Genomic DNA, 19749 nt, shown 5'->3' on the forward strand with positions numbered 1-19749 from the left:
ATTGATCGAATACAGTGACAGCTATGTTACATTAAAAGTAGTACATATAATGAAAGCTAAAATTTTTACTTTTATGAACAAGTAAAGATGCCGATAAAATAGTATAGAGACTGTAGGGAAGTGTAGTGTTATGGGGAAAACAATAAAAGAAATAACAATCGCATTAAATGAAGCGAAGCAATATGAGCAATGGATGGATGAAATTCAGCAAGATGAGCGAATAGGTGTACAAAAGGTGTGGAAACAATGGGAAAACCGGATGAAAAAACAGCAACTAATAGTTGATGAGCATGAACGGAAAGTTCGTTTCGATGCTTCATTTATGCCTTTTGAAAATGCGTATATAGCAGGAATTGATGAAGCAGGTAGAGGCCCCTTGGCTGGTCCAGTTGTGACAGCGGCTGTCATTTTACCATATAACTGTGAGCGTTTTATAGGGATTAATGATTCAAAACAGCTTTCAAAAAAAGCTAGAGAGGATTTTGCACAAATCATTAAAGAGCACGCATTAGCATACTCTATTCATTTTCAAAGTGTTGATATGATAGACCAATTAAATATATATGAAGCAACAAAACATTCAATGAAAGAAAGCGTCGAGAATCTAACAATTTGTCCACATTTCTGTATTGTAGATGCTATGACATTGCCGATATCAATACCCCAAAAATCGGTCGTAAAAGGGGATGCCAAAAGCTTAGCAATTGCGGCAGCTTCAATTCTAGCGAAAAATGCACGTGATGAATATATGGAGAAGCTGCACGAAAAATATCCGGCCTATGGATTTGATCAGAATGCAGGCTATGGAACGAAACAACATTTAGAAGCGCTTGAACAGTTTGGGCCAACAATTGAGCACCGAAAAAGTTTTGAACCGATTAAATCAATGGTTGAAAGTAAGGAGCGATTATTTTTATGACATCCGCATCATTTAACCCAATTCAAATTGACAGGGCGGCAATTCAGCAAAGCCAATCCCTGTCATTAAAACAAGGACAAGTTTTTCACGGGACTATTAAAAAGCTTTACCCCGACCAGATGGCAGAGATACAAATTGGCAACCAAAAACTTTTTGCGAAGCTAGAAACGCCGTTAAAAGCAGGAGATTCTCATTTTTTTCAGGTAACAAGTATAAACCCCGAAGCACAACTAAAGGTAGTTACAGGGCCAATGCAGCCTTCTCAGACAATGGCACAGCAAATGACGCAATTGCTTGACTCAATGAACCTGCCAAAAACAGCAGAACTGCAGCAAATACTAGCCCACTTTATAAAAAATCAACTACCAATATCAAAAGATCAACTAATTCAGGCAGAAAACTGGTTAAATAATTTACCTGAAGGGACATTGAAAAATGAGGCTATCCAAGTAATACACAGAATGATTGAATTAAAGCTTCCTTTTACTGACGAAATTTTCAAAGGATTGTTATATGGGGCTAAAACAACAGGGATAGCAGAGGCAATTGAAAACTTTGCAAACGTTTTGTCAAAAGAAAATAATAATGTATCTCAACAAATAAAGCTGAATTTGCTTCAACAATTACAAGCCATTTCAAAACCATTTGCAGTAGAAACTGGCGGCATTCTATTATCAAAAGCTGTGCAAACCTTACTTAGTTCAGAAACTTCCGCCAATAATCTACAGGCATTAAATTTTTTGAAAGAAGCAGAGATTCTACCTAAAAATTCGACGATTCCAAATTGGTTATCACAAAGCTTTCAACAAATTACATCAAAGTTATTACCAAATACCGAGATACAGAATTCATCAGCTGGCCAGCTAGTTCAAACAATTGCAGCTGCAAATGCAGCAGATGTACAAAATATGATCGCTCAAGTGAAAGAATGGTTAACGAATCAACAATTATTAACTTCAGAACAAAAGTCGCAGCTTCAACAACTTATTATTCGATTTGAAGCTTTACCCAAAAATGCACAAACAATTGAATTGTTAGCAAAGCAGCTGCACGAACAGCTTATAAAGTCATTTTCAGAAAATGCAATAAGTCGTTTATTCACGCAAGATGAAAATGGTGACTCTGCTAAAAATCAATTATTATCATTGATGAAATACGACGCTACTAACAACTCGCAAGCAATATTTTCCAATATTTTAAAAGTTGCTAATGATTCAGCTGATCCGTTTATACAAAATGCTGTTACACAAGCGGATGCGCAAGTCCTTGCTTCAATTGACAGCAGAGCGATGGAACAAGCATTAAAAACAATTTTTAAATCTCTAGGAATGAGCTACGAAGCATCTTTAAATAGTAAGGGTGGTGATATTTCAGAAATCGCACAATCGCTAAAACCGCAACTTATATCTTTACTGCAAGATGCTCAAACATCACAGCCGTTAAAAGAGAGTGCTGATATTATTTTATCAAGGTTAAATGGAATGCAATTATTCTCTGGAGAAAGTGGTCCACAGCATCAACTTATCATGCAAGTTCCTTTACAATTTTTGGGGAAACATGCCGATGCAACAATTCAATGGAATGGCCGAATGAAAGAAAACGGTAAAATCGATGCTAATTATGCAAGGGTTTTATTTTATCTAAATATGGAGGCATTGCAAGAAACGGTAGTCGATATGCAAGTGCAAAATCGAATTATTACTATTCACCTTTATAATGATCACCCTCATCTTGAAATACTCGCAGAACCGTTAAAACAATCTCTTAAAACAGGATTGTTAGAAAAAGATTATCAGCTTTCTGGATTATTCATAAAAAAATTTGAGAATACGAAATCTCAAATAATCAATGAAAATGTAATTCAAAAAAATGATTCAAAGTTTCAAAATGGGGTAGATATAAGAATATGAACGACAAAAAGTTAATAAGAAAAGAAGCGATTGCCCTTTCATATAATCCGGATAACGGCAATAGTCCAACAGTTGTTGCAAAGGGAAAGGGAAAAATTGCAGATAATATATTAGAACAAGCTTCTATCCATAATGTCCCAATTTATGAGGATCCAAATCTTGTTGAATTGCTAGGCAAGCTAGATTTAAATGATTCAATACCAGAACAGCTCTATCAGGCAGTAGCAGAAGTTTTTGCATTTATTTACCGATTAGATCGAAATTATGACTCGTTAACAAAGGGAAAATAGTATAGTAAAACAATATGAAGCCAATTGTTTGTTAGATTGATATAGAAAATTGTGTAATAAGACATTGAAAAATATACAAATAATACAATAATAGACTTTGTCAGAATATTTGTATAGAATAGAATATGTTAAGAAAATAATTTTCAAAAGGCTGATTGGAGGATGTATCATGAATATCCATGAATACCAAGGGAAAGAAATCCTGAGAAAATATGGTGTGGCTGTACCAAACGGTAAAGTTGCATTTTCACCAGAAGAGGCAGTGAAGGTTGCAAAAGAACTTGGTTCCAATGTAATCGTTGTAAAAGCACAAATTCACGCTGGTGGTCGTGGAAAAGCTGGGGGTGTAAAAATCGCGAAGAACTTGGATGAAGTCCGTACTTACGCGAAAGAATTATTAGGAAAAATTTTAGTAACACATCAAACAGGTCCAGAGGGTAAAGAAGTAAAACGACTTTACATCGAAGAAGGATCTGATATAAAAAAAGAATATTATTTAAGCTTCGTTTTAGATAGATCAACTTCTAGAGTTACTCTAATGGGTTCTGAAGAGGGTGGAATGGACATCGAAGAGGTAGCTGAGGAAACCCCTGAAAAAATCTTTAAAGAAGTCATCGATCCTGTAACAGGTCTATTACCTTTTCAGGCGCGCCGTATGGCATTTAATATGAATATTCCGCCGAAGCTCGTTAATAAAGCTGCTAAGTTGATGTTGGGCTTATATGATGCATTTGTTGATAAAGACGCATCAATCCTTGAAATTAATCCCCTTGTCGTAACAGGTGGAGACGAAGTAATGGCACTTGATGCAAAATTTAATTTTGATTCAAATGCACTTTACCGACATAAGGATATTGTCGAGTTAAGAGATTTTGATGAAGAAAATCCAAAGGAAATTGAAGCATCAAAATATGATTTAAGCTATATCTCGCTCGATGGTAATATCGGCTGTATGGTTAATGGTGCGGGCCTCGCGATGGCAACGATGGATACTATTAGCTACTACGGCGGTCAACCTGCCAATTTCCTTGATGTTGGTGGTGGTGCAACAACTGAAAAAGTAACTGAGGCATTTAAAATTATTTTGTCAGATCCTAACGTAAAAGGCATTTTTGTTAATATTTTTGGCGGTATTATGAAATGTGACATAATAGCTGAAGGTGTTATTGCTGCTGCTAAGCAATTAGGGTTAAAAGTGCCGTTAGTAGTTCGATTAGAAGGGACAAATGTCGAACGAGGCAAAGAATTATTAAATGCATCTGGATTGAACATTGTTGCAGCAGATTCTATGGCTGACGGCGCAGAAAAAATTGTAGAGCTTGTAGGTTAATGGGAGGCAGGGAGATTTCATGAGTGTTTATATTAATGCAGATACAAAGGTAATTGTTCAAGGTATTACAGGGGAAACAGCCCTTTTCCATACGAAACAAATGCTGGAATATGGTACAAAAATTGTAGCAGGGGTAACGCCTGGTAAAGGTGGGCAAGTAATAGAAGGAGTACCTGTATTTGATACTGTTCAGGAAGCAGTGAAACAAACAGGTGCAAATGTTTCAGTAATTTATGTACCAGCTCCATTTGCAGCAGATGCTATAATGGAGGCAGTAGACGCTGAATTAGATTTAACGATTTGCATTACGGAACATATTCCTGTGTTGGATATGGTGAAAGTAAAACGTTATATGGAAGGAAAGAAAACACGTTTAGTAGGTCCAAACTGTCCAGGTGTTATTAGTGCTGATGAATGTAAAATCGGAATTATGCCAGGCTACATTCATAAAAAAGGTCACGTTGGTGTCGTTTCTCGCTCAGGCACACTTACTTATGAAGCAGTGCATCAACTAACACAGGCTGGAATTGGTCAATCAACAGCTGTTGGTATCGGAGGAGACCCGGTAAATGGCACTAACTTTATCGATGTTCTATCTGAATTTAATAATGACCCAGAAACATATGCGGTTGTTATGATTGGTGAAATCGGCGGAACTGCAGAAGAAGAAGCTGCTGCATGGATTAAAGAAAATATGACAAAACCTGTTGTAGGCTTCATTGGTGGTCAAACTGCACCTCCTGGGAAACGCATGGGACATGCAGGAGCAATTATTTCTGGCGGCAAAGGGACGGCTAAAGAAAAAATTAAGGCAATGAATGAGGCTGGGATAGAAGTAGCTGCAACGCCATCTGTTATAGGGGAAACATTGATTAAAGTAATAAAAGAAAAAGGTCTATACGAAAAATGTAAAACACATTAAAATAAAAGGTGTAGCCAATGAGCTACACCTTCTTTTTTTGCGGTCACGTCTTCTTTCATCAGATTATTTATCTAAAAGAGGAGTGATTTTATTGAATTCTTTACACGATCTTATTGCTCTACACTACGTTTATCCTCTCACTTTAAATAAACTCCAAAAACTATTAGAATCTAGTCTCTCAATTCAAAATATAAAAAATTTGTCGTCCTCTAATTTCTCTAAAATCCTATCAATTTCGACAAAAAACGCTGATAATATTTTACTAAATTACCATCGAATGTTAAAAATAAATTTATTAGATGCATATAATTCTGCTAATATAAATGTTATTCCTTTTAATAGTGAATATTATCCCGGGAAATTGATGGAGTTAGTTGATCCGCCAACAATCCTTTATGCAAAAGGGGATATTTCACTATTAAAAAATCCTAATAAAATAGCTATTGTTGGTTCAAGAAAAGCAACGAATTATTCTGAGTTGGCCATGGAAATGATTGTACCGCCCCTTATTCAGGGGAATTTTATTATCGTAAGTGGACTAGCTAAAGGCGTTGACAGTTTAGCACACAGTGCAGCCATTAAATATGGTGGAAAAACTATTGCTGTTTTAGGTCACGGATTATTTCATCTATATCCAAAAGAAAATAAAAAACTTGCAGATGAATTGGAAGGAAATCATTTACTATTAACAGAATATCCTCCATATGTTGGGGTTCAGAAATGGCATTTTCCGATGAGAAATCGTATTATAAGCGGTATTAGCAATGCAATAGTCGTAACAGAAGCAGCATTAAAGAGCGGTTCCCTTATTACAACTGAACACGCACTCGAGCATGGAAAAGATGTATTTGTAGTACCAGGACCTATAGACTCTGAACAGTCAAAAGGAACGAATAGTTTATTAAGAGAAGGGGCAATTCCTATATGGAGCGGCCACCAAATATTAGAGGAATTAAAATTGTTTTTAAGGTAAATATTGAAAAAAAGTTGCATTATCATAAAAACTGTTATACATTTTGCAACAGGTATTCATTTTAACTTTGCTTCAAGGGAGAGCTTCCTGGAAAAAAGAAGAAAGTTGAACACCGCTGTAATGATGCGATTTAGGTAATGGATGTGTATTATTTAAGTCCTAAAAAATTAATCGTCAAATTACATGGTGGATTTGATTAATAACAATTTACCTCTACAAGGGGGAAGTATAGATGGCAGATTATTTAGTGATTGTAGAATCACCAGCAAAAGCAAAAACAATTGAAAGATACTTAGGCAAAAAATATAAAGTAAAGGCTTCCATTGGTCATGTTATTGATTTGCCAAAAAGCCAAACAGGTATTGATACGGAAAATAATTATAAACCGAAATACATTACCATTCGAGGAAAAGGCCCAGTACTCCAGGAATTAAAGTCAGCAGCGAAAAAAGCAAAAAAAGTTTATCTCGCAGCCGACCCTGACCGCGAAGGGGAAGCAATTGCATGGCATTTAGCATCAGCTCTTAATATTGATATGAATTCGGAGTGTCGCGTTGTTTTCAACGAAATTACAAAAGATGCAATTTTAGACTCTTTTAAACATCCCCGTGCTATTAACATGGATTTAGTTGATGCTCAGCAAGCTAGACGTATTTTAGATCGTCTAGTTGGATATAACATTAGTCCAATCCTTTGGAAAAAAGTTAAAAAGGGATTATCAGCAGGACGTGTTCAATCTGTTGCACTTCGATTAATAATTGATCGAGAAGAAGAGATTAAGAATTTTGTTCCAGAAGAATACTGGACTATTGAAGGTAATTTCGAAAAAGGAAAAAAACAGTTTGACGCACTTTACTATGGCAATGAAAAAGAAAGAATTAAGCTTACAAACGAGGAACAAGTCAAGGCTGTTTTAAGCGGTTTAAAAGGCGATGAATTCCGAGTAACAAATGTCGTTAAGAAAGAACGAAAACGTAATGCAGCACCTGCCTTCACGACATCATCTTTACAACAAGAAGCAGCGAGAAAGCTAAATTTCCGAGCGAAGAAAACAATGATGTTGGCTCAGCAACTATACGAAGGTATTGATATAGGCAAAAAAGAAGGTACTGTCGGGTTAATTACATACATGAGAACTGACTCAACAAGAATTTCAGACAGTGCTAAAGCTGAAGCTACGAATTTTATAAACGAAAAATATGGCAAAGATTATATTATCGGAGAGCAGAAACAAGCAAAAAAATCTTCCAATGCTCAAGATGCCCATGAAGCAATCCGTCCAACTAGTGTAATGAGAACACCTGAAGAATTGAAGGAAGTATTAAGTCGGGATCAATTGCGTCTTTATCGACTTATTTGGGAACGTTTTATTGCAAGTCAAATGGCACCGGCGATTTTAGACACAGTAACTGTTGATTTAGTTAATCAAGATGTACAATTCCGTGCAAACGGTTCCCATGTGAAATTTCCTGGTTTTATGAAACTTTATATTGAAGGAACTGATGATAATTCTGAAGAAACAACAAAGCTGCTGCCTGAAATGGAAGTTGGCGATACAGTAAAATCGTTAGAAATTGAGCCAAAGCAGCACTTTACACAACCACCACCACGTTTTACCGAGGCACGTCTTGTAAAAGAACTTGAAGAGCTTGGAATCGGACGTCCTTCGACATATGCACCTACGTTAGATGTAATTCAAAAGCGCGGCTATGTTCAGTTAGATGCTAAACGATTTGTACCTACAGAACTTGGTGAAATTGTCCATCAGTTTATGATAGAATTTTTCCCTGAAATTATTAATATCGAGTTTACTGCGAAAATGGAAGAAGACCTCGATAAAATTGAAGAAGGGCAAACAAACTGGGTAAAAATTATTGATGAATTTTATAAAGACTTTGAGAAAAATGTCAAGCATGCAGATGAAGTGATGGAAAAAATCGAAATAAAAGATGAGCCAGCTGGGGAAGATTGTGAAAACTGTGGTTCGCCTATGGTCTATAAATTAGGGCGATATGGAAAATTTATGGCTTGTTCAAATTTCCCAGAATGTAGAAATACTAAGGCGATTATCAAGCCTATTGGAGTGAAATGTCCAAATTGTGATACTGGAGAAATTGTAGAAAGAAAAAGTAAAACAAAACGTCTATTCTACGGTTGCAACACGTATCCAGAATGTGATTTTGTCTCCTGGGATAAGCCAATTAGTAGACCTTGCCCGAAATGTAGTTCATTGTTAGTTGAGAAGAAAATAAAAAAAGGTATTCAAATTCAATGTACAAAATGTGACTACGAAGAAGAACCGACTCAATAGTTATGATATTTCTAAATTTTATGAATTATCAAACAATATAATTGCTTTATGCCTCATTAAATTGTTATAATTTATGAGGCATTTTCTTTTGCTTGTGTTCTGTGCCTCCAGCTTAGTTCTTATCAAAAGGTCTTAAAGTTGTAAGGATTAGACTTGAGAACCATGTTGGCTTAGACATTCTAAGACATTATAGATGTCATAGCGCAATCGGGGTGCTTTAAGACAATAAAAATCGGTTATTTTATTACTAAATTGTTAATGCTTCACTCAAAATTTACAATTTTTATTTACTTAATACTTGATATATTTCCAATATAGGTATAGTGTCATTATGGATGTTTTTAAATGAAATAAAATTTTAGTTATAGCGCCACAATCATTAATGCAATCTTCTGTAAAATCTTACAAATACGATGCGAGACTTGAGTGAAAATAGTTGGAAGGGAGGTTTCTTGAATTGGGTATCGAATCGAAAGATGCATTGGATCAATTTCTCCGTTATATTCAATTGGAAAAAAACTTCTCAGTACATACTGTTAGGGAATATGAGATTGATTTAAAGGACTTTCTGGCCTTTTTACAATCCGAAGGTGTCACTCAGCTAAATGATGTTGAATACTTGCATGCTAGAATTTATGTTACAAAGTTATACGACGAAAAAAAAGCAAGAACATCAATATCTCGTAAAATTTCATCTATTCGATCATTTTTTAAATTTTTAAATCGAGAATATGATTTAGATGATGCACCATTTCGTTCACTTTATCATCCTAAAAAAGAAAAGCGCTTACCAAACTTCTTTTATGAAGAGGAACTTTCACAATTATTCGAACGCAACTACGGTACAGATCCCAAGTCTCTACGTAATATTGCTTTGCTTGAATTGCTTTATGCAACAGGTATTCGAGTCAGCGAATGTACTTCAATAGATCTTGAGGATATAGATTTTCATTATTCAATTATTCGAGTAATGGGGAAGGGGCGTAAGGAAAGAATAATTCCATTCGGACAGTATGCCCACGAAGCTTTAGTTAAATATATTGAAGAAGTTCGTCCGGTTCTTATGAAAAAGACAAAACATAATCGACTTTTTGTAAATATGCGTGGAGAAGAACTTACTCCGCGTGGTGTACGTTATATATTAGAGGAAATGATTAAAAATGCTTCAATGCATACTAAAATTTATCCACATATGTTAAGGCATTCATTTGCGACACATTTATTAAATCATGGTGCGGATTTAAGAACAGTTCAAGAATTATTAGGCCATGCCAATCTATCATCAACTCAAGTATATACGCATGTAACGAAAGAACATCTTCGAAAAACTTATATGAGTACGCATCCACGAGCATAATGTGAGGAGGAAGATAAATGGAACAATTTCACGCAACAACCATTTTTGCAATCCATCATAATGGTGGCTGTGCAATGGCTGGGGATGGGCAAGTAACACTAGGTAATTCAGTTGTAATGAAACATACTGCCAAAAAAGTAAGAAGACTATTTAACGGTAAAGTATTAGCTGGGTTTGCCGGGTCTGTTGCTGATGCATTCACTTTATTTGAAATGTTTGAAGCAAAGCTTAATGAATATGGAGGCAACTTACAGCGTGCAGCGGTAGAGGTTGCAAAACAATGGCGCGGTGATAAAATGCTTCGTCAACTAGAAGCGCTGCTTTTAGTAATGGACAATTCGACATTGCTTCTTATTTCAGGTACTGGTGAAGTTATTGAACCGGATGATGGTATTTTAGCGATTGGATCTGGAGGAAATTATGCATTAGCTGCTGGACGTGCGCTAAAGCAAAATGCCAGCAATTTATCTGCTAAAGAAATTGCGAAGGCAGCATTAACGATCGCTGCGGATATTTGTGTTTATACAAACCATAACATTATCGTGGAGGCGCTGGAAGAATGACACAACAAAATTTAACGCCAAGACAAATTACAGAACAGCTAAACCGTTATATTGTTGGGCAAAATAATGCAAAGCGCGCTGTTGCCATAGCCCTTCGAAATAGATATCGCCGATCATTATTAAATGAGGATTTAAAAAATGAAATTATTCCAAAAAACATTTTAATGATTGGGCCTACTGGTGTAGGGAAAACAGAAATTGCTCGAAGAATTGCAAAGCTTACAAATGCACCCTTTATAAAAGTTGAGGCAACGAAATTTACGGAAGTAGGTTATGTTGGACGCGATGTAGAATCGATGGTACGTGATTTGGTTGAAGCTTCAAGAAGGCTTGTTAAAGATGAAATGATGGAAAATGTAAAAGATCTGGCAGAACAAAATGCAAATGAAGCAATTGCTAAATTGTTAGTACCATCAAAATTAAAAGCGAAGATGGCTCAAAACCCATTAGAAATGCTTTTTGGACAGAAAACTGAAAAGCCTGTTGAGGATACGAGCGTCGAGGAAGTTGAAATCCGCTCGAAACGCTCGCAAGTTTTAGAAGACTTAAAAGCGGGCAAATTAGAAGAAGAATGGGTAACTGTTGAGGTAACTGAACAAAATACTCCATTTTTCGAATTAATGCCTGGAATGGGAATGGACATGGGTTCGTCAGGAATGCAGGACATGCTATCAAATTTGATGCCAAAAAAAGTTAAAAAGCGTAAGATGATGGTCAAAGATGCTAGACGCGTTTTAATTATTGAAGAGGCGAATAAATTAATTGATAGTGATGAATTAGCAGGGGAATCGATACGACGAGCAGAGCAATCTGGAATTATTTTTATTGACGAAATTGATAAAATTGCAAGTCGCGGATCTTCTTCAGCAGATGTATCTCGAGAAGGTGTACAGCGTGACATATTACCGATTGTTGAGGGCTCGACTGTAACAACAAAATATGGACCAGTAAAAACTGACTTTATGTTGTTTATTGCAGCTGGTGCTTTCCATATGTCTAAGCCAAGTGATTTGATCCCCGAATTGCAAGGCCGATTCCCGATTCGTGTTGAACTTGATAAGTTAACTAAGGAAGATTTTATTCGCATTTTAAAAGAACCAGATCAATCCCTTATATTGCAGTATAAAGCTCTTTTGGAAACAGAAGGTGTAACAATTAGTTTTACAGACGAAGCGATAGATAGAATTGCTGAGATCGCAACAGAGGTTAACCAAGAAACGGATAATATTGGGGCGAGAAGACTTCACACGATTATGGAACGATTATTAGAAGAATTATCATTTGAAGCATCTGAAATAGCACCAGCACATATTGAAATTACCCCTTCATATGTCGATAAAAAGCTCGAGAAAATATCTAAAAACAAAGATTTGTCACAATTTATCTTATAATTCGAGTTTAATTAGTTACAATAAATTTTATAAACCTTTAGAATATTAAGTGAATTATTAAATGTAAACCTTTAGGAGGATTTATTTAAATGAATTTATTAGAAAAAACACGTAAAATCAATTCAATGCTGCAAGCGTCAGCCGGCAAACCTGTTAACTTTAAAGAGATGGCAGAAACACTTGGTGATATTATAGATAGCAATGTATTTATTGTAAGCCGAAAAGGGAAGCTTTTAGGTATTTCAATTCACCAATTAATTGAGAATGAAAGAATGAAAAAAATGTTTGAAGCTCGTCAATTCCCTGAAGACTATACACAGCATTTATTTGAAATAACAGAGACTTCTCCTAACATTGACATTGACAGTGAACATACTGTTTTCCCAATAGAAAATCGCGATTTATTCAAAAACGGGTTAACAACAATTGTTCCTATTATTGGTGGGGGAGAACGTCTAGGTACTTTAATTTTAGGACGCCTGACTGAAAGCTTTGAAGACGATGATTTAATATTAGCTGAGTATGGTGCTACTGTAGTTGGAATGGAAATTTTACGAGAAAAATCAGAAGAGATTGAAGAAGAGGCACGTAGTAAAGCGGTTGTACAAATGGCAATCAACTCATTATCATACAGTGAATTGGAAGCTATTGAACATATTTTTGAAGAACTTGACGGTAATGAAGGTTTACTTGTAGCTTCAAAAATTGCAGATCGTGTAGGAATTACTCGTTCTGTAATCGTAAATGCATTACGTAAATTAGAATCTGCTGGTGTTATTGAATCTCGTTCTTTAGGAATGAAAGGTACGTATATAAAAGTATTGAATGATAAGTTTTTAATTGCATTAGCTGAAATTAAAATGAAATAATTGAAATATGTTTCATCTGCTAAAGGTGAAACCACATCAGAGTGTAGATAAAGTTAATTATGACTTTGTCTACACTCTTTTATTATTTTATAAAAACATTTTAACAACCTGCCAACGCTTGTCAGACAGGATATTCTTGATCAAAAGTACAGCTATAAGTACAACCAGTATAAAAGCGTTTTCAATCGTTTGAAAATTTTTCTGTTATAGATAAAAGGCTATTTATTATGTTGTACATTTTTACCATAGTCCTTTTTTCTTAATGGTTGATTTTGTGTGAGGTTTATCCTTATAATCTCTATCACTTCATGTCGAATTCAGTATTAAATGTGCAAATTGTGAATTCTATAAATAGAAATTCCTTGAAAATTAGTACGTATAGCCTATTAAAAATCGACAAAATGCGATAGACACTTTGTCGTAACATACTTTAAAATTAAGTTATTGATTTGAAACAAAATGTTAAATAAATTTAATATATTGAGGTGAATGGTTTGAACTTGTTTGGTGGAACTATAAGTAGCCTAGAGTATGGACTTAATTATGCATCTTTGAAAAATAAAACTATTGCTCAAAACATTGCGAATGTCGATACACCGAATTATAAAGCGAAAGATGTCAGTTTTAAGAAAATGCTGTCAGATGCCCAAAATTCAACAATAGAAGCAAATCGAACAGATGTTAGACATTTTGATTTTAAAATTAAACAATCAACTCCAGGAGTTTTTAGCTATGAAAATTACAAGTATCGCAGCAATGGAAATGGTGTTGATATGGATGCAGAACAAGCGAGTTTAGCAGAAAACACTATTTACTATAATGCTTTAGTTGAGCGGATTTCTGGTAAATTTAATACGTTGAATACTGTCATCAAAGGAGGTAAATAAAGATGTCCATATTTGCTAGTATGAATTCAACTGCGTCTGCTCTTACTGCTCAACGTTTAAGAATGGATGTTATTTCTTCAAATATCGCAAATGTTGATACAACACGTGCGAGACAAGTAAATGGAGAATGGGAGCCATATAGAAGAAAGTCAGTTACATTGGCTGAGAATCAGGGGCAATTTTCTAATTTTTTAAATGCTGCAATAGGTGGAAAGGATTATTCTGGAAATGGTGTTAAAGTAGTATCAATTAATGAAGACAATGAGAAACCTTTTAAATTAGTTTATAACCCAACACATCCTGATGCGAACGAGGAAGGGTATGTTGAAATGCCTAATGTTGATTTATTAACAGAGATGGTTGATTTAATTTCTGCAACTCGTTCTTATGAAGCGAATGTTACGGTTTTTAATGCAAGTAAGTCGATGCTAACAAAAGCGCTGGAAATAGGAAAGTAAAAGGGAAAGGATGAATCAACTTGGCGATAAATTCAGTATCATCAATGCTGCCAACTCAATCAGCAACTGAAACGAAATTAACTCCGACGACGCCATATGAGGCCCAACAGTCTTTCGCAAACACATTAAAAGATGCAATCAAATCAGTAAACGAGCAACAGATTACGTCTGATAAATTAACTGAAAGATTAATAAATGGAGAAGATGTAGACCTGCATGAAGTAATGATAGCTTCTCAAAAGGCGGGCGTTACATTAAATGCAACAATTGAAGTAAGAAATAAGGCAATTGAAGCCTACCAAGAAATTATGCGAATGTCTGTTTAATTAATTTTATAACAATAAACGACGATAAATTGTTGGTGTATTCACTATAATCGGAGGACACACAATGAATGAACGATTGACAAGAGTGAAAACTGACTCCTCTAGATTTTGGAAGAGTCGAACGAAAAATCAGAAGGGTGCGATAATAGGAACTTTAATTGGTGTTATTGCATTAGCTGGTATTATTACATATTTTTCTACTAGAACAACTATGGTGCCGCTTTTTACTGAATTATCTACTACCGAAGCTGGTGAAATTGCAGAAGTATTAAGTGCACAAGGTATTACATATGAAATCGCCCCAGGGGGTACAAATATTTTAGTTCCAGAGGATCAAGTGGATACATTAAAAGTATCACTTGCATCCCAAGGTTATCCTAATTCAGGTGAAATCAATAATTCATTTTTCACTTCTAATGCCGGATTTGGGATGACGGATAATGAATTTAATGTAATCAAGCTTGCTGCCACTCAAACTGAGTTGGCAAACCTAATTAAAACAATTGACGGTGTTAAAGATGCCAATGTCATGATTACAATGCCTGAACAAGGGGTATTTTTAAATGATGCTAGTCAACAAGCAAGTGCATCAATTGTTTTGGATACAGAACCAGGACATCAATTTAGCAATGAGCAAATTGAAACACTATACAATTTGGTATCTAAAAGTATTCCAAATTTAAGTACTGATAATATTGTTATTACAAATCAATATTCTGAGTATTTCGATTTAGAATCAGCAACAAATGGTTCTAATTCAATCGATTCAATTGAAGGTCAAATGCAAGTGAAAAAGACCATTGAACGTGATCTTCAACGTCAAGTTCAACAAATGCTAGGAACGTTGATGGGGAATGATAAAGTGGTTGTCTCTGTAACGACTGACATCGATTTTAAACAAGAAAATCGCCAAGAAAATCTTGTCGAACCTGTAGATGAAGAGAATATGGCAGGTATTGAAGTCAGTGCCCAACGTATAACAGAAACATATACAGGCGGCAATGCTGCAATAGGTACTCCTGAAGCTGAAAATGTTACTGATAATTTTATTGATTATCAAGCGGGTGCTTATGGAGATGGAGACTATGAACGTGTCGAAGAAACCATCAATAATGATGTGAATCGAATTACAAGAGATATTCAAGAAAGTCCATATAAAATTCGCGACATTGGTATTCAAGTTATGCTCGAACCACCAGTGGCAAATGACACAGCATCTTTACCAGAAGAGGTAAGAGCAGACGTTGAACAAATTTTGTCGACGATTGTTCGAACAACAATTGATAAAGAGGCAGCGGGACAACTTACTGACGAACAGGTCGATGAAAAAATTGTAGTATCTGTTCAACAGTTCCATGGAAATGAAGCTGCTGCAGCTGAAGAAACGCCGACAATTCCTTGGTGGATTTGGGTAATAGGTGGAATATTACTAGCTGTTATCTTACTTCTTGTATTCTTTATCTTGCGTTCGAAAAAACAAAAACAAAAAGAAGAAGAGTTAAATATTATCAATGAACAAGAAGATTTATTTGTTGATGATATTAATGATGAAAAAGAAACAGAGAGTACAATTCGACGTAAACAACTTGAAAAAATGGCGAAAGAAAAACCGGAAGACTTTGCAAAGCTTTTGCGAAGTTGGATTACTGAAGATTAATGGGGGGACGTGCTGTGTCCAAGAAAGATAAAGAATTAACAGGGAAACAAAAAGCTGCTTTACTGTTGATTTCTCTAGGACCTGAAGTTTCTGCTTCTGTTTATAAGCATTTAAATGAAGAAGAAATCGAACGTCTTACGTTGGAAATTTCAAGCGTGAAAAAAGTTGAACCAGGTATTAAAGAAGAAATAATTGAAGAATTTCATAATATCGCATTAGCGCAAGATTACATTTCTCAAGGAGGGATTGGCTACGCAAAAACTGTTTTAGAAAAGGCGTTAGGTCAAGATCAGGCGCAAGCAATAATTAATCGACTTACTTCTTCACTACAAGTTCGACCTTTTGATTTTGCTAGAAAAGCTGATCCTGGACAAATTTTCAACTTTATTCAAAATGAGCATCCGCAAACAATTGCCCTCATTTTGTCATATTTAGATCCAGGACAGGCAGGGGTCATCTTATCATCACTGCCACAAGAGGTTCAGGCTGATATTGCAAAGCGTATAGCAGTAATGGATTCAACTTCGCCAGAGGTTATTAGTGAAATTGAATCAGTATTAGAAAGAAAACTGTCCTCAACTGTTACGCAGGATTATACTGAAACAGGTGGCGTAGACGCAGTTGTTGAAGTATTGAATGGTGTAGATAGACAGACGGAAAAAACAATTCTCGATGCGCTTGAAATTCAAGATCCAGAGCTTGCTGAAGAAATTAAAAAGCGCATGTTTGTATTCGAGGATATTGTTACGTTGGACAACCGTTCGATTCAACGAGTTATTCGCGACTGTGAAAATGAAGATTTATTACTTTCTATGAAGGTAAGTAGCGAGGAAGTAAAAGATATTATCTTCCGCAATATGTCACAGCGTATGGCTGATTCATTTAAAGAAGAAATGGAAATTATGGGACCTGTTCGTCTTCGTGATGTAGAGGAAGCTCAATCAAGAATAGTAGCAGTTATCCGTCGCTTAGAGGATGCAGGAGAGATTATTATTGCACGCGGTGGAGGAGATGACGTCATTGTCTAGAATCATCCGTTCAGCCAACGCAATGCAAAAAAAAGAAAAAAAAGTAGAGATCCAGCTTCGCAACTTGTTTACTGAAAACTTTGATCAAGACGATTTAGAACAAGAACCTAAGCTATCTGTCGCAGAAATAACAGCAATACGTGACCAATTGCTTTCAGATGCACAATATCAAATAGACTTACAAAAAGAAGAATTCGAAAAGTATCGTCATAAACAACTTGAAGCTATAGAGCAGTTAAAGCATATGTGGGAAGAAGAAAAACTCATTCTAGAGCAGCAGGCGTATGATCAAGGCTTTCAGCAAGGTTATGAAGAGGGAATAAATAAAGCGAGTGCAGATATGGCAGAGGCTTTAAAAGTAGCGAACGAAACAATCGAAACTGCTCGCTTAAATGCACAAAAATATATTGAAGACCAAGAACAGGTAATTCTAGATATAGCTTTAGCTTCAGCTGAACGCATTATCGGAAGTTCATTGGATCGTGATGATGAAATATATCTTTCAATTATTAAACGAGGGTTAAAAGAAGCTCGTGAAATGAAAGAAATTAAAATTTATGTATCACCTCTTTACCATAAAATCGTTTCAGATAATCGTGATGAATTAGCTGAAATGTTTCCGACAGATGTACCATTACTGATTTTTGTTAATGAAGACCTGACCGATACTGAAAGCTATATCGAAACAAACCATGGCCGAATTGTTGTATCAATTGATGAACAATTACATGAACTTAGATTGAAGCTTAATGAAATTTTAAGTAGTAAGGACTGATAGGATGAAAGCGGCTCAATTAATAGAGAAAATCCCTAATATTAATACATTTAAAAAATTTGGGAAAGTAAATCGTGTAGTCGGATTAATGATTGAGTCACAGGGACCTGAAAGTTCAATCGGTGATGTTTGCAAAATTCATGTAAACTCACCGAAAAATGGTCATCAAATTATTTTAGCAGAGGTTGTTGGGTTTAATAATGAGTATGTTGTTCTTATGCCATATACGTCTGTTCGTGAAATCTCAATTGGTTGTTTAGTAGAAGGTACTGGGAAACCTCTTGAAATAAAGGTGGGCCCTGAGCTTATTGGAAAAGTGTTAGATTCAATGGGGAATCCTTTTGATGGATCTTCGCTTCCTAAAGGATTGGTAACTGTTCCAACAGATAAAGAACCACCGAATCCTTTAAAACGGCCTCCAATCAATAAACAGTTGGAAGTTGGGGTGAAAGCCATTGATGGCATGCTAACAGTTGGCAGTGGACAACGTGTTGGTATATTTGCAGGTTCTGGTGTAGGGAAAAGTACATTGCTCGGTATGATTGCACGTAATACACAAGCAGACTTAAACGTCATTGCTTTAATAGGTGAACGTGGTCGAGAAGTGAGGGAATTCATAGAACGTGATTTAGGTGAAGAAGGATTAAGCCGTTCTATTGTCGTTGCTGCAACAGGCGATCAACCAGCACTTATGCGGATAAAAGGAGCTTTCACAGCAACTGCCATAGCAGAATACTTTAGAGATCGAGGATTAAATGTCATGTTAATGATGGATTCCGTCACTCGTGTTGCAATGGCACAGCGGGAAATAGGGCTTGCAACTGGTGAACCACCTGCTCAAAAAGGTTATACCCCGTCAGTTTTCTCGATATTACCAAAGCTATTAGAACGTACAGGAACAAACTTGAAAGGTACTATTACAGCTTTCTATACAGTTTTAGTAGATGGTGATGATATGAATGAACCGATTGCAGATACAGTCCGTGGTATATTAGATGGTCATATTGTATTGGACCGCACTTTAGCAAACAAGGGGCAATATCCAGCCATTAATGTATTAAAAAGTGTCAGCCGTTTGATGAATCATATATCGAGCCCGGAACACGTTAAAGCAGCTGAAAGACTAAGAGAGCTTTACTATACGTATTCGAAATCAGAAGATTTAATTAATATCGGTGCTTATAAAAGGGGCACATCGAAAGAAATAGATGATGCGATTCATTATGAACCGCTTATTACATCATTTTTAAAACAAGGTTATAAAGAAAAAGTAACATTGGAACATACAATAAATGAGCTTGTCGCATTATCAAATGGTGGTGGAAAATAATGCTTCAATATACATATCGATTCGAAAAAGTACTATCGATTCGTGAGCAAGAAAAGCAACAATCAGAAATTGCTTATAAAGAATCTGTACGATCATTTGAAGAAGTGGCTACAAAATTATATGAATTTTTGAAGAAAAAAGAAGATTTAATAACATATCAAAATGAGCGATTAAAAACAGGTGCTACTATTGATGAAATTCACCATTTCACAACATTCATTGATAGCCTAGAGCATACAATCGCTGACTTACAAAACAAAGTTATGCAAGCACGTGCAAAAATGAATTGGCATGAACAAAAATTATTAGAAAAAAACTTGGAAGTACGTAAGTTTGAGAAAATGAGAGAAATGGATTACGAATCTTTTAAAAAGCAGCAAGATCATATAGAAATGCTGCAACTGGACGAGCTCTCCTCGCTTATGTATTACAAGAAGGAAATCAGGTGATTTC

19 protein-coding genes are annotated in these 19749 nt (G+C 35.6%); all 19 read left to right on the forward strand.

Annotation, left to right across the window (positions count from 1 at the left end):
* The first annotated feature begins 130 nt into the window (after window positions 1-130).
* The 19 genes from MKY04_RS06840 (at window position 131) to fliJ (ending at window position 19745) form a co-directional block, all read left to right on the forward strand.
* Window positions 131-919, forward strand: coding sequence for a ribonuclease HII (locus MKY04_RS06840; RefSeq protein ID WP_126292943.1), 789 nt, complete (start codon window positions 131-133; stop codon window positions 917-919).
* Complete coding sequence (locus MKY04_RS06845) at window positions 916-2829, forward strand: hypothetical protein (RefSeq protein WP_126292944.1); 1914 nt, start codon at window positions 916-918, stop codon at window positions 2827-2829. The genes MKY04_RS06840 and MKY04_RS06845 overlap by 4 nt, the downstream gene beginning before the upstream one ends.
* Window positions 2826-3119 carry an EscU/YscU/HrcU family type III secretion system export apparatus switch protein gene (locus MKY04_RS06850; RefSeq protein ID WP_126292945.1) on the forward strand — a complete coding sequence of 98 codons (294 nt, stop codon included), beginning with the start codon at window positions 2826-2828 and terminating at the stop codon, window positions 3117-3119. The genes MKY04_RS06845 and MKY04_RS06850 overlap by 4 nt, the downstream gene beginning before the upstream one ends.
* A gap of 169 nt (window positions 3120-3288) precedes the next feature.
* On the forward strand, window positions 3289-4449 hold the full coding sequence (gene sucC / locus MKY04_RS06855) for an ADP-forming succinate--CoA ligase subunit beta (RefSeq protein ID WP_126292946.1): 1161 nt from the start codon (window positions 3289-3291) through the stop codon (window positions 4447-4449).
* Between the two features lie 19 nt (window positions 4450-4468).
* Window positions 4469-5371 (forward strand): succinate--CoA ligase subunit alpha, encoded by a 903-nt coding sequence (gene sucD, locus MKY04_RS06860; protein ID WP_126292947.1) that lies wholly within the window; start codon window positions 4469-4471, stop codon window positions 5369-5371.
* 82 nt (window positions 5372-5453) lie between these two features.
* On the forward strand, window positions 5454-6344 hold the full coding sequence (gene dprA / locus MKY04_RS06865) for a DNA-processing protein DprA (RefSeq protein WP_400194407.1): 891 nt from the start codon (window positions 5454-5456) through the stop codon (window positions 6342-6344).
* 232 nt (window positions 6345-6576) lie between these two features.
* Entirely contained in the window at window positions 6577-8655 is a 2079-nt protein-coding gene (gene topA / locus MKY04_RS06870) for a type I DNA topoisomerase (protein WP_346235552.1), read from the forward strand.
* A gap of 457 nt (window positions 8656-9112) precedes the next feature.
* On the forward strand, window positions 9113-10012 hold the full coding sequence (gene xerC, locus MKY04_RS06875; protein WP_185807629.1) for a tyrosine recombinase XerC: 900 nt from the start codon (window positions 9113-9115) through the stop codon (window positions 10010-10012).
* Window positions 10013-10029: 17 nt separating this feature from the next.
* Complete coding sequence (gene hslV / locus MKY04_RS06880; RefSeq protein WP_126292949.1) at window positions 10030-10575, forward strand: ATP-dependent protease subunit HslV; 546 nt, start codon at window positions 10030-10032, stop codon at window positions 10573-10575.
* Window positions 10572-11966, forward strand: a complete 1395-nt coding sequence (gene hslU / locus MKY04_RS06885) for an ATP-dependent protease ATPase subunit HslU (RefSeq protein ID WP_126292950.1) — start codon at window positions 10572-10574, stop codon at window positions 11964-11966. Before hslV ends, hslU begins: the two co-directional genes overlap by 4 nt.
* 89 nt (window positions 11967-12055) lie before the next feature.
* A complete protein-coding gene (gene codY / locus MKY04_RS06890) occupies window positions 12056-12835 on the forward strand; it encodes a GTP-sensing pleiotropic transcriptional regulator CodY (RefSeq protein ID WP_126292951.1) in 780 nt (259 codons plus the stop codon).
* Window positions 12836-13329: 494 nt separating this feature from the next.
* Window positions 13330-13722, forward strand: a complete 393-nt coding sequence (flgB, locus tag MKY04_RS06895; RefSeq protein ID WP_126292952.1) for a flagellar basal body rod protein FlgB — start codon at window positions 13330-13332, stop codon at window positions 13720-13722.
* Window positions 13723-13724: 2 nt separating this feature from the next.
* A complete protein-coding gene (flgC, locus tag MKY04_RS06900) occupies window positions 13725-14180 on the forward strand; it encodes a flagellar basal body rod protein FlgC (protein ID WP_126292953.1) in 456 nt (151 codons plus the stop codon).
* Window positions 14181-14200: 20 nt separating this feature from the next.
* Window positions 14201-14506 carry a flagellar hook-basal body complex protein FliE gene (fliE, locus tag MKY04_RS06905; RefSeq protein WP_126292954.1) on the forward strand — a complete coding sequence of 102 codons (306 nt, stop codon included), beginning with the start codon at window positions 14201-14203 and terminating at the stop codon, window positions 14504-14506.
* A gap of 64 nt (window positions 14507-14570) precedes the next feature.
* Window positions 14571-16163, forward strand: coding sequence for a flagellar basal-body MS-ring/collar protein FliF (gene fliF, locus MKY04_RS06910; RefSeq protein ID WP_126292955.1), 1593 nt, complete (start codon window positions 14571-14573; stop codon window positions 16161-16163).
* A gap of 14 nt (window positions 16164-16177) precedes the next feature.
* The gene (gene fliG / locus MKY04_RS06915) at window positions 16178-17191 is read left to right on the forward strand and encodes a flagellar motor switch protein FliG (RefSeq protein WP_126292956.1); all 1014 of its coding nucleotides are present in this window, start codon (window positions 16178-16180) and stop codon (window positions 17189-17191) included.
* A complete protein-coding gene (gene fliH, locus MKY04_RS06920; protein WP_185807630.1) occupies window positions 17175-17966 on the forward strand; it encodes a flagellar assembly protein FliH in 792 nt (263 codons plus the stop codon). The genes fliG and fliH overlap by 17 nt, the downstream gene beginning before the upstream one ends.
* Before the next feature lie 4 nt (window positions 17967-17970).
* The gene (fliI, locus tag MKY04_RS06925; RefSeq protein WP_126292958.1) at window positions 17971-19296 is read left to right on the forward strand and encodes a flagellar protein export ATPase FliI; all 1326 of its coding nucleotides are present in this window, start codon (window positions 17971-17973) and stop codon (window positions 19294-19296) included.
* On the forward strand, window positions 19296-19745 hold the full coding sequence (gene fliJ, locus MKY04_RS06930; RefSeq protein WP_126292959.1) for a flagellar export protein FliJ: 450 nt from the start codon (window positions 19296-19298) through the stop codon (window positions 19743-19745). Before fliI ends, fliJ begins: the two co-directional genes overlap by 1 nt.
* Window positions 19746-19749 lie beyond the last annotated feature (4 nt).

It is taken from the genome of Lysinibacillus telephonicus, assembly GCF_039654155.1.
Taxonomy (GTDB): Bacteria; Bacillota; Bacilli; order Bacillales_A; family Planococcaceae; genus Ureibacillus; species Ureibacillus telephonicus.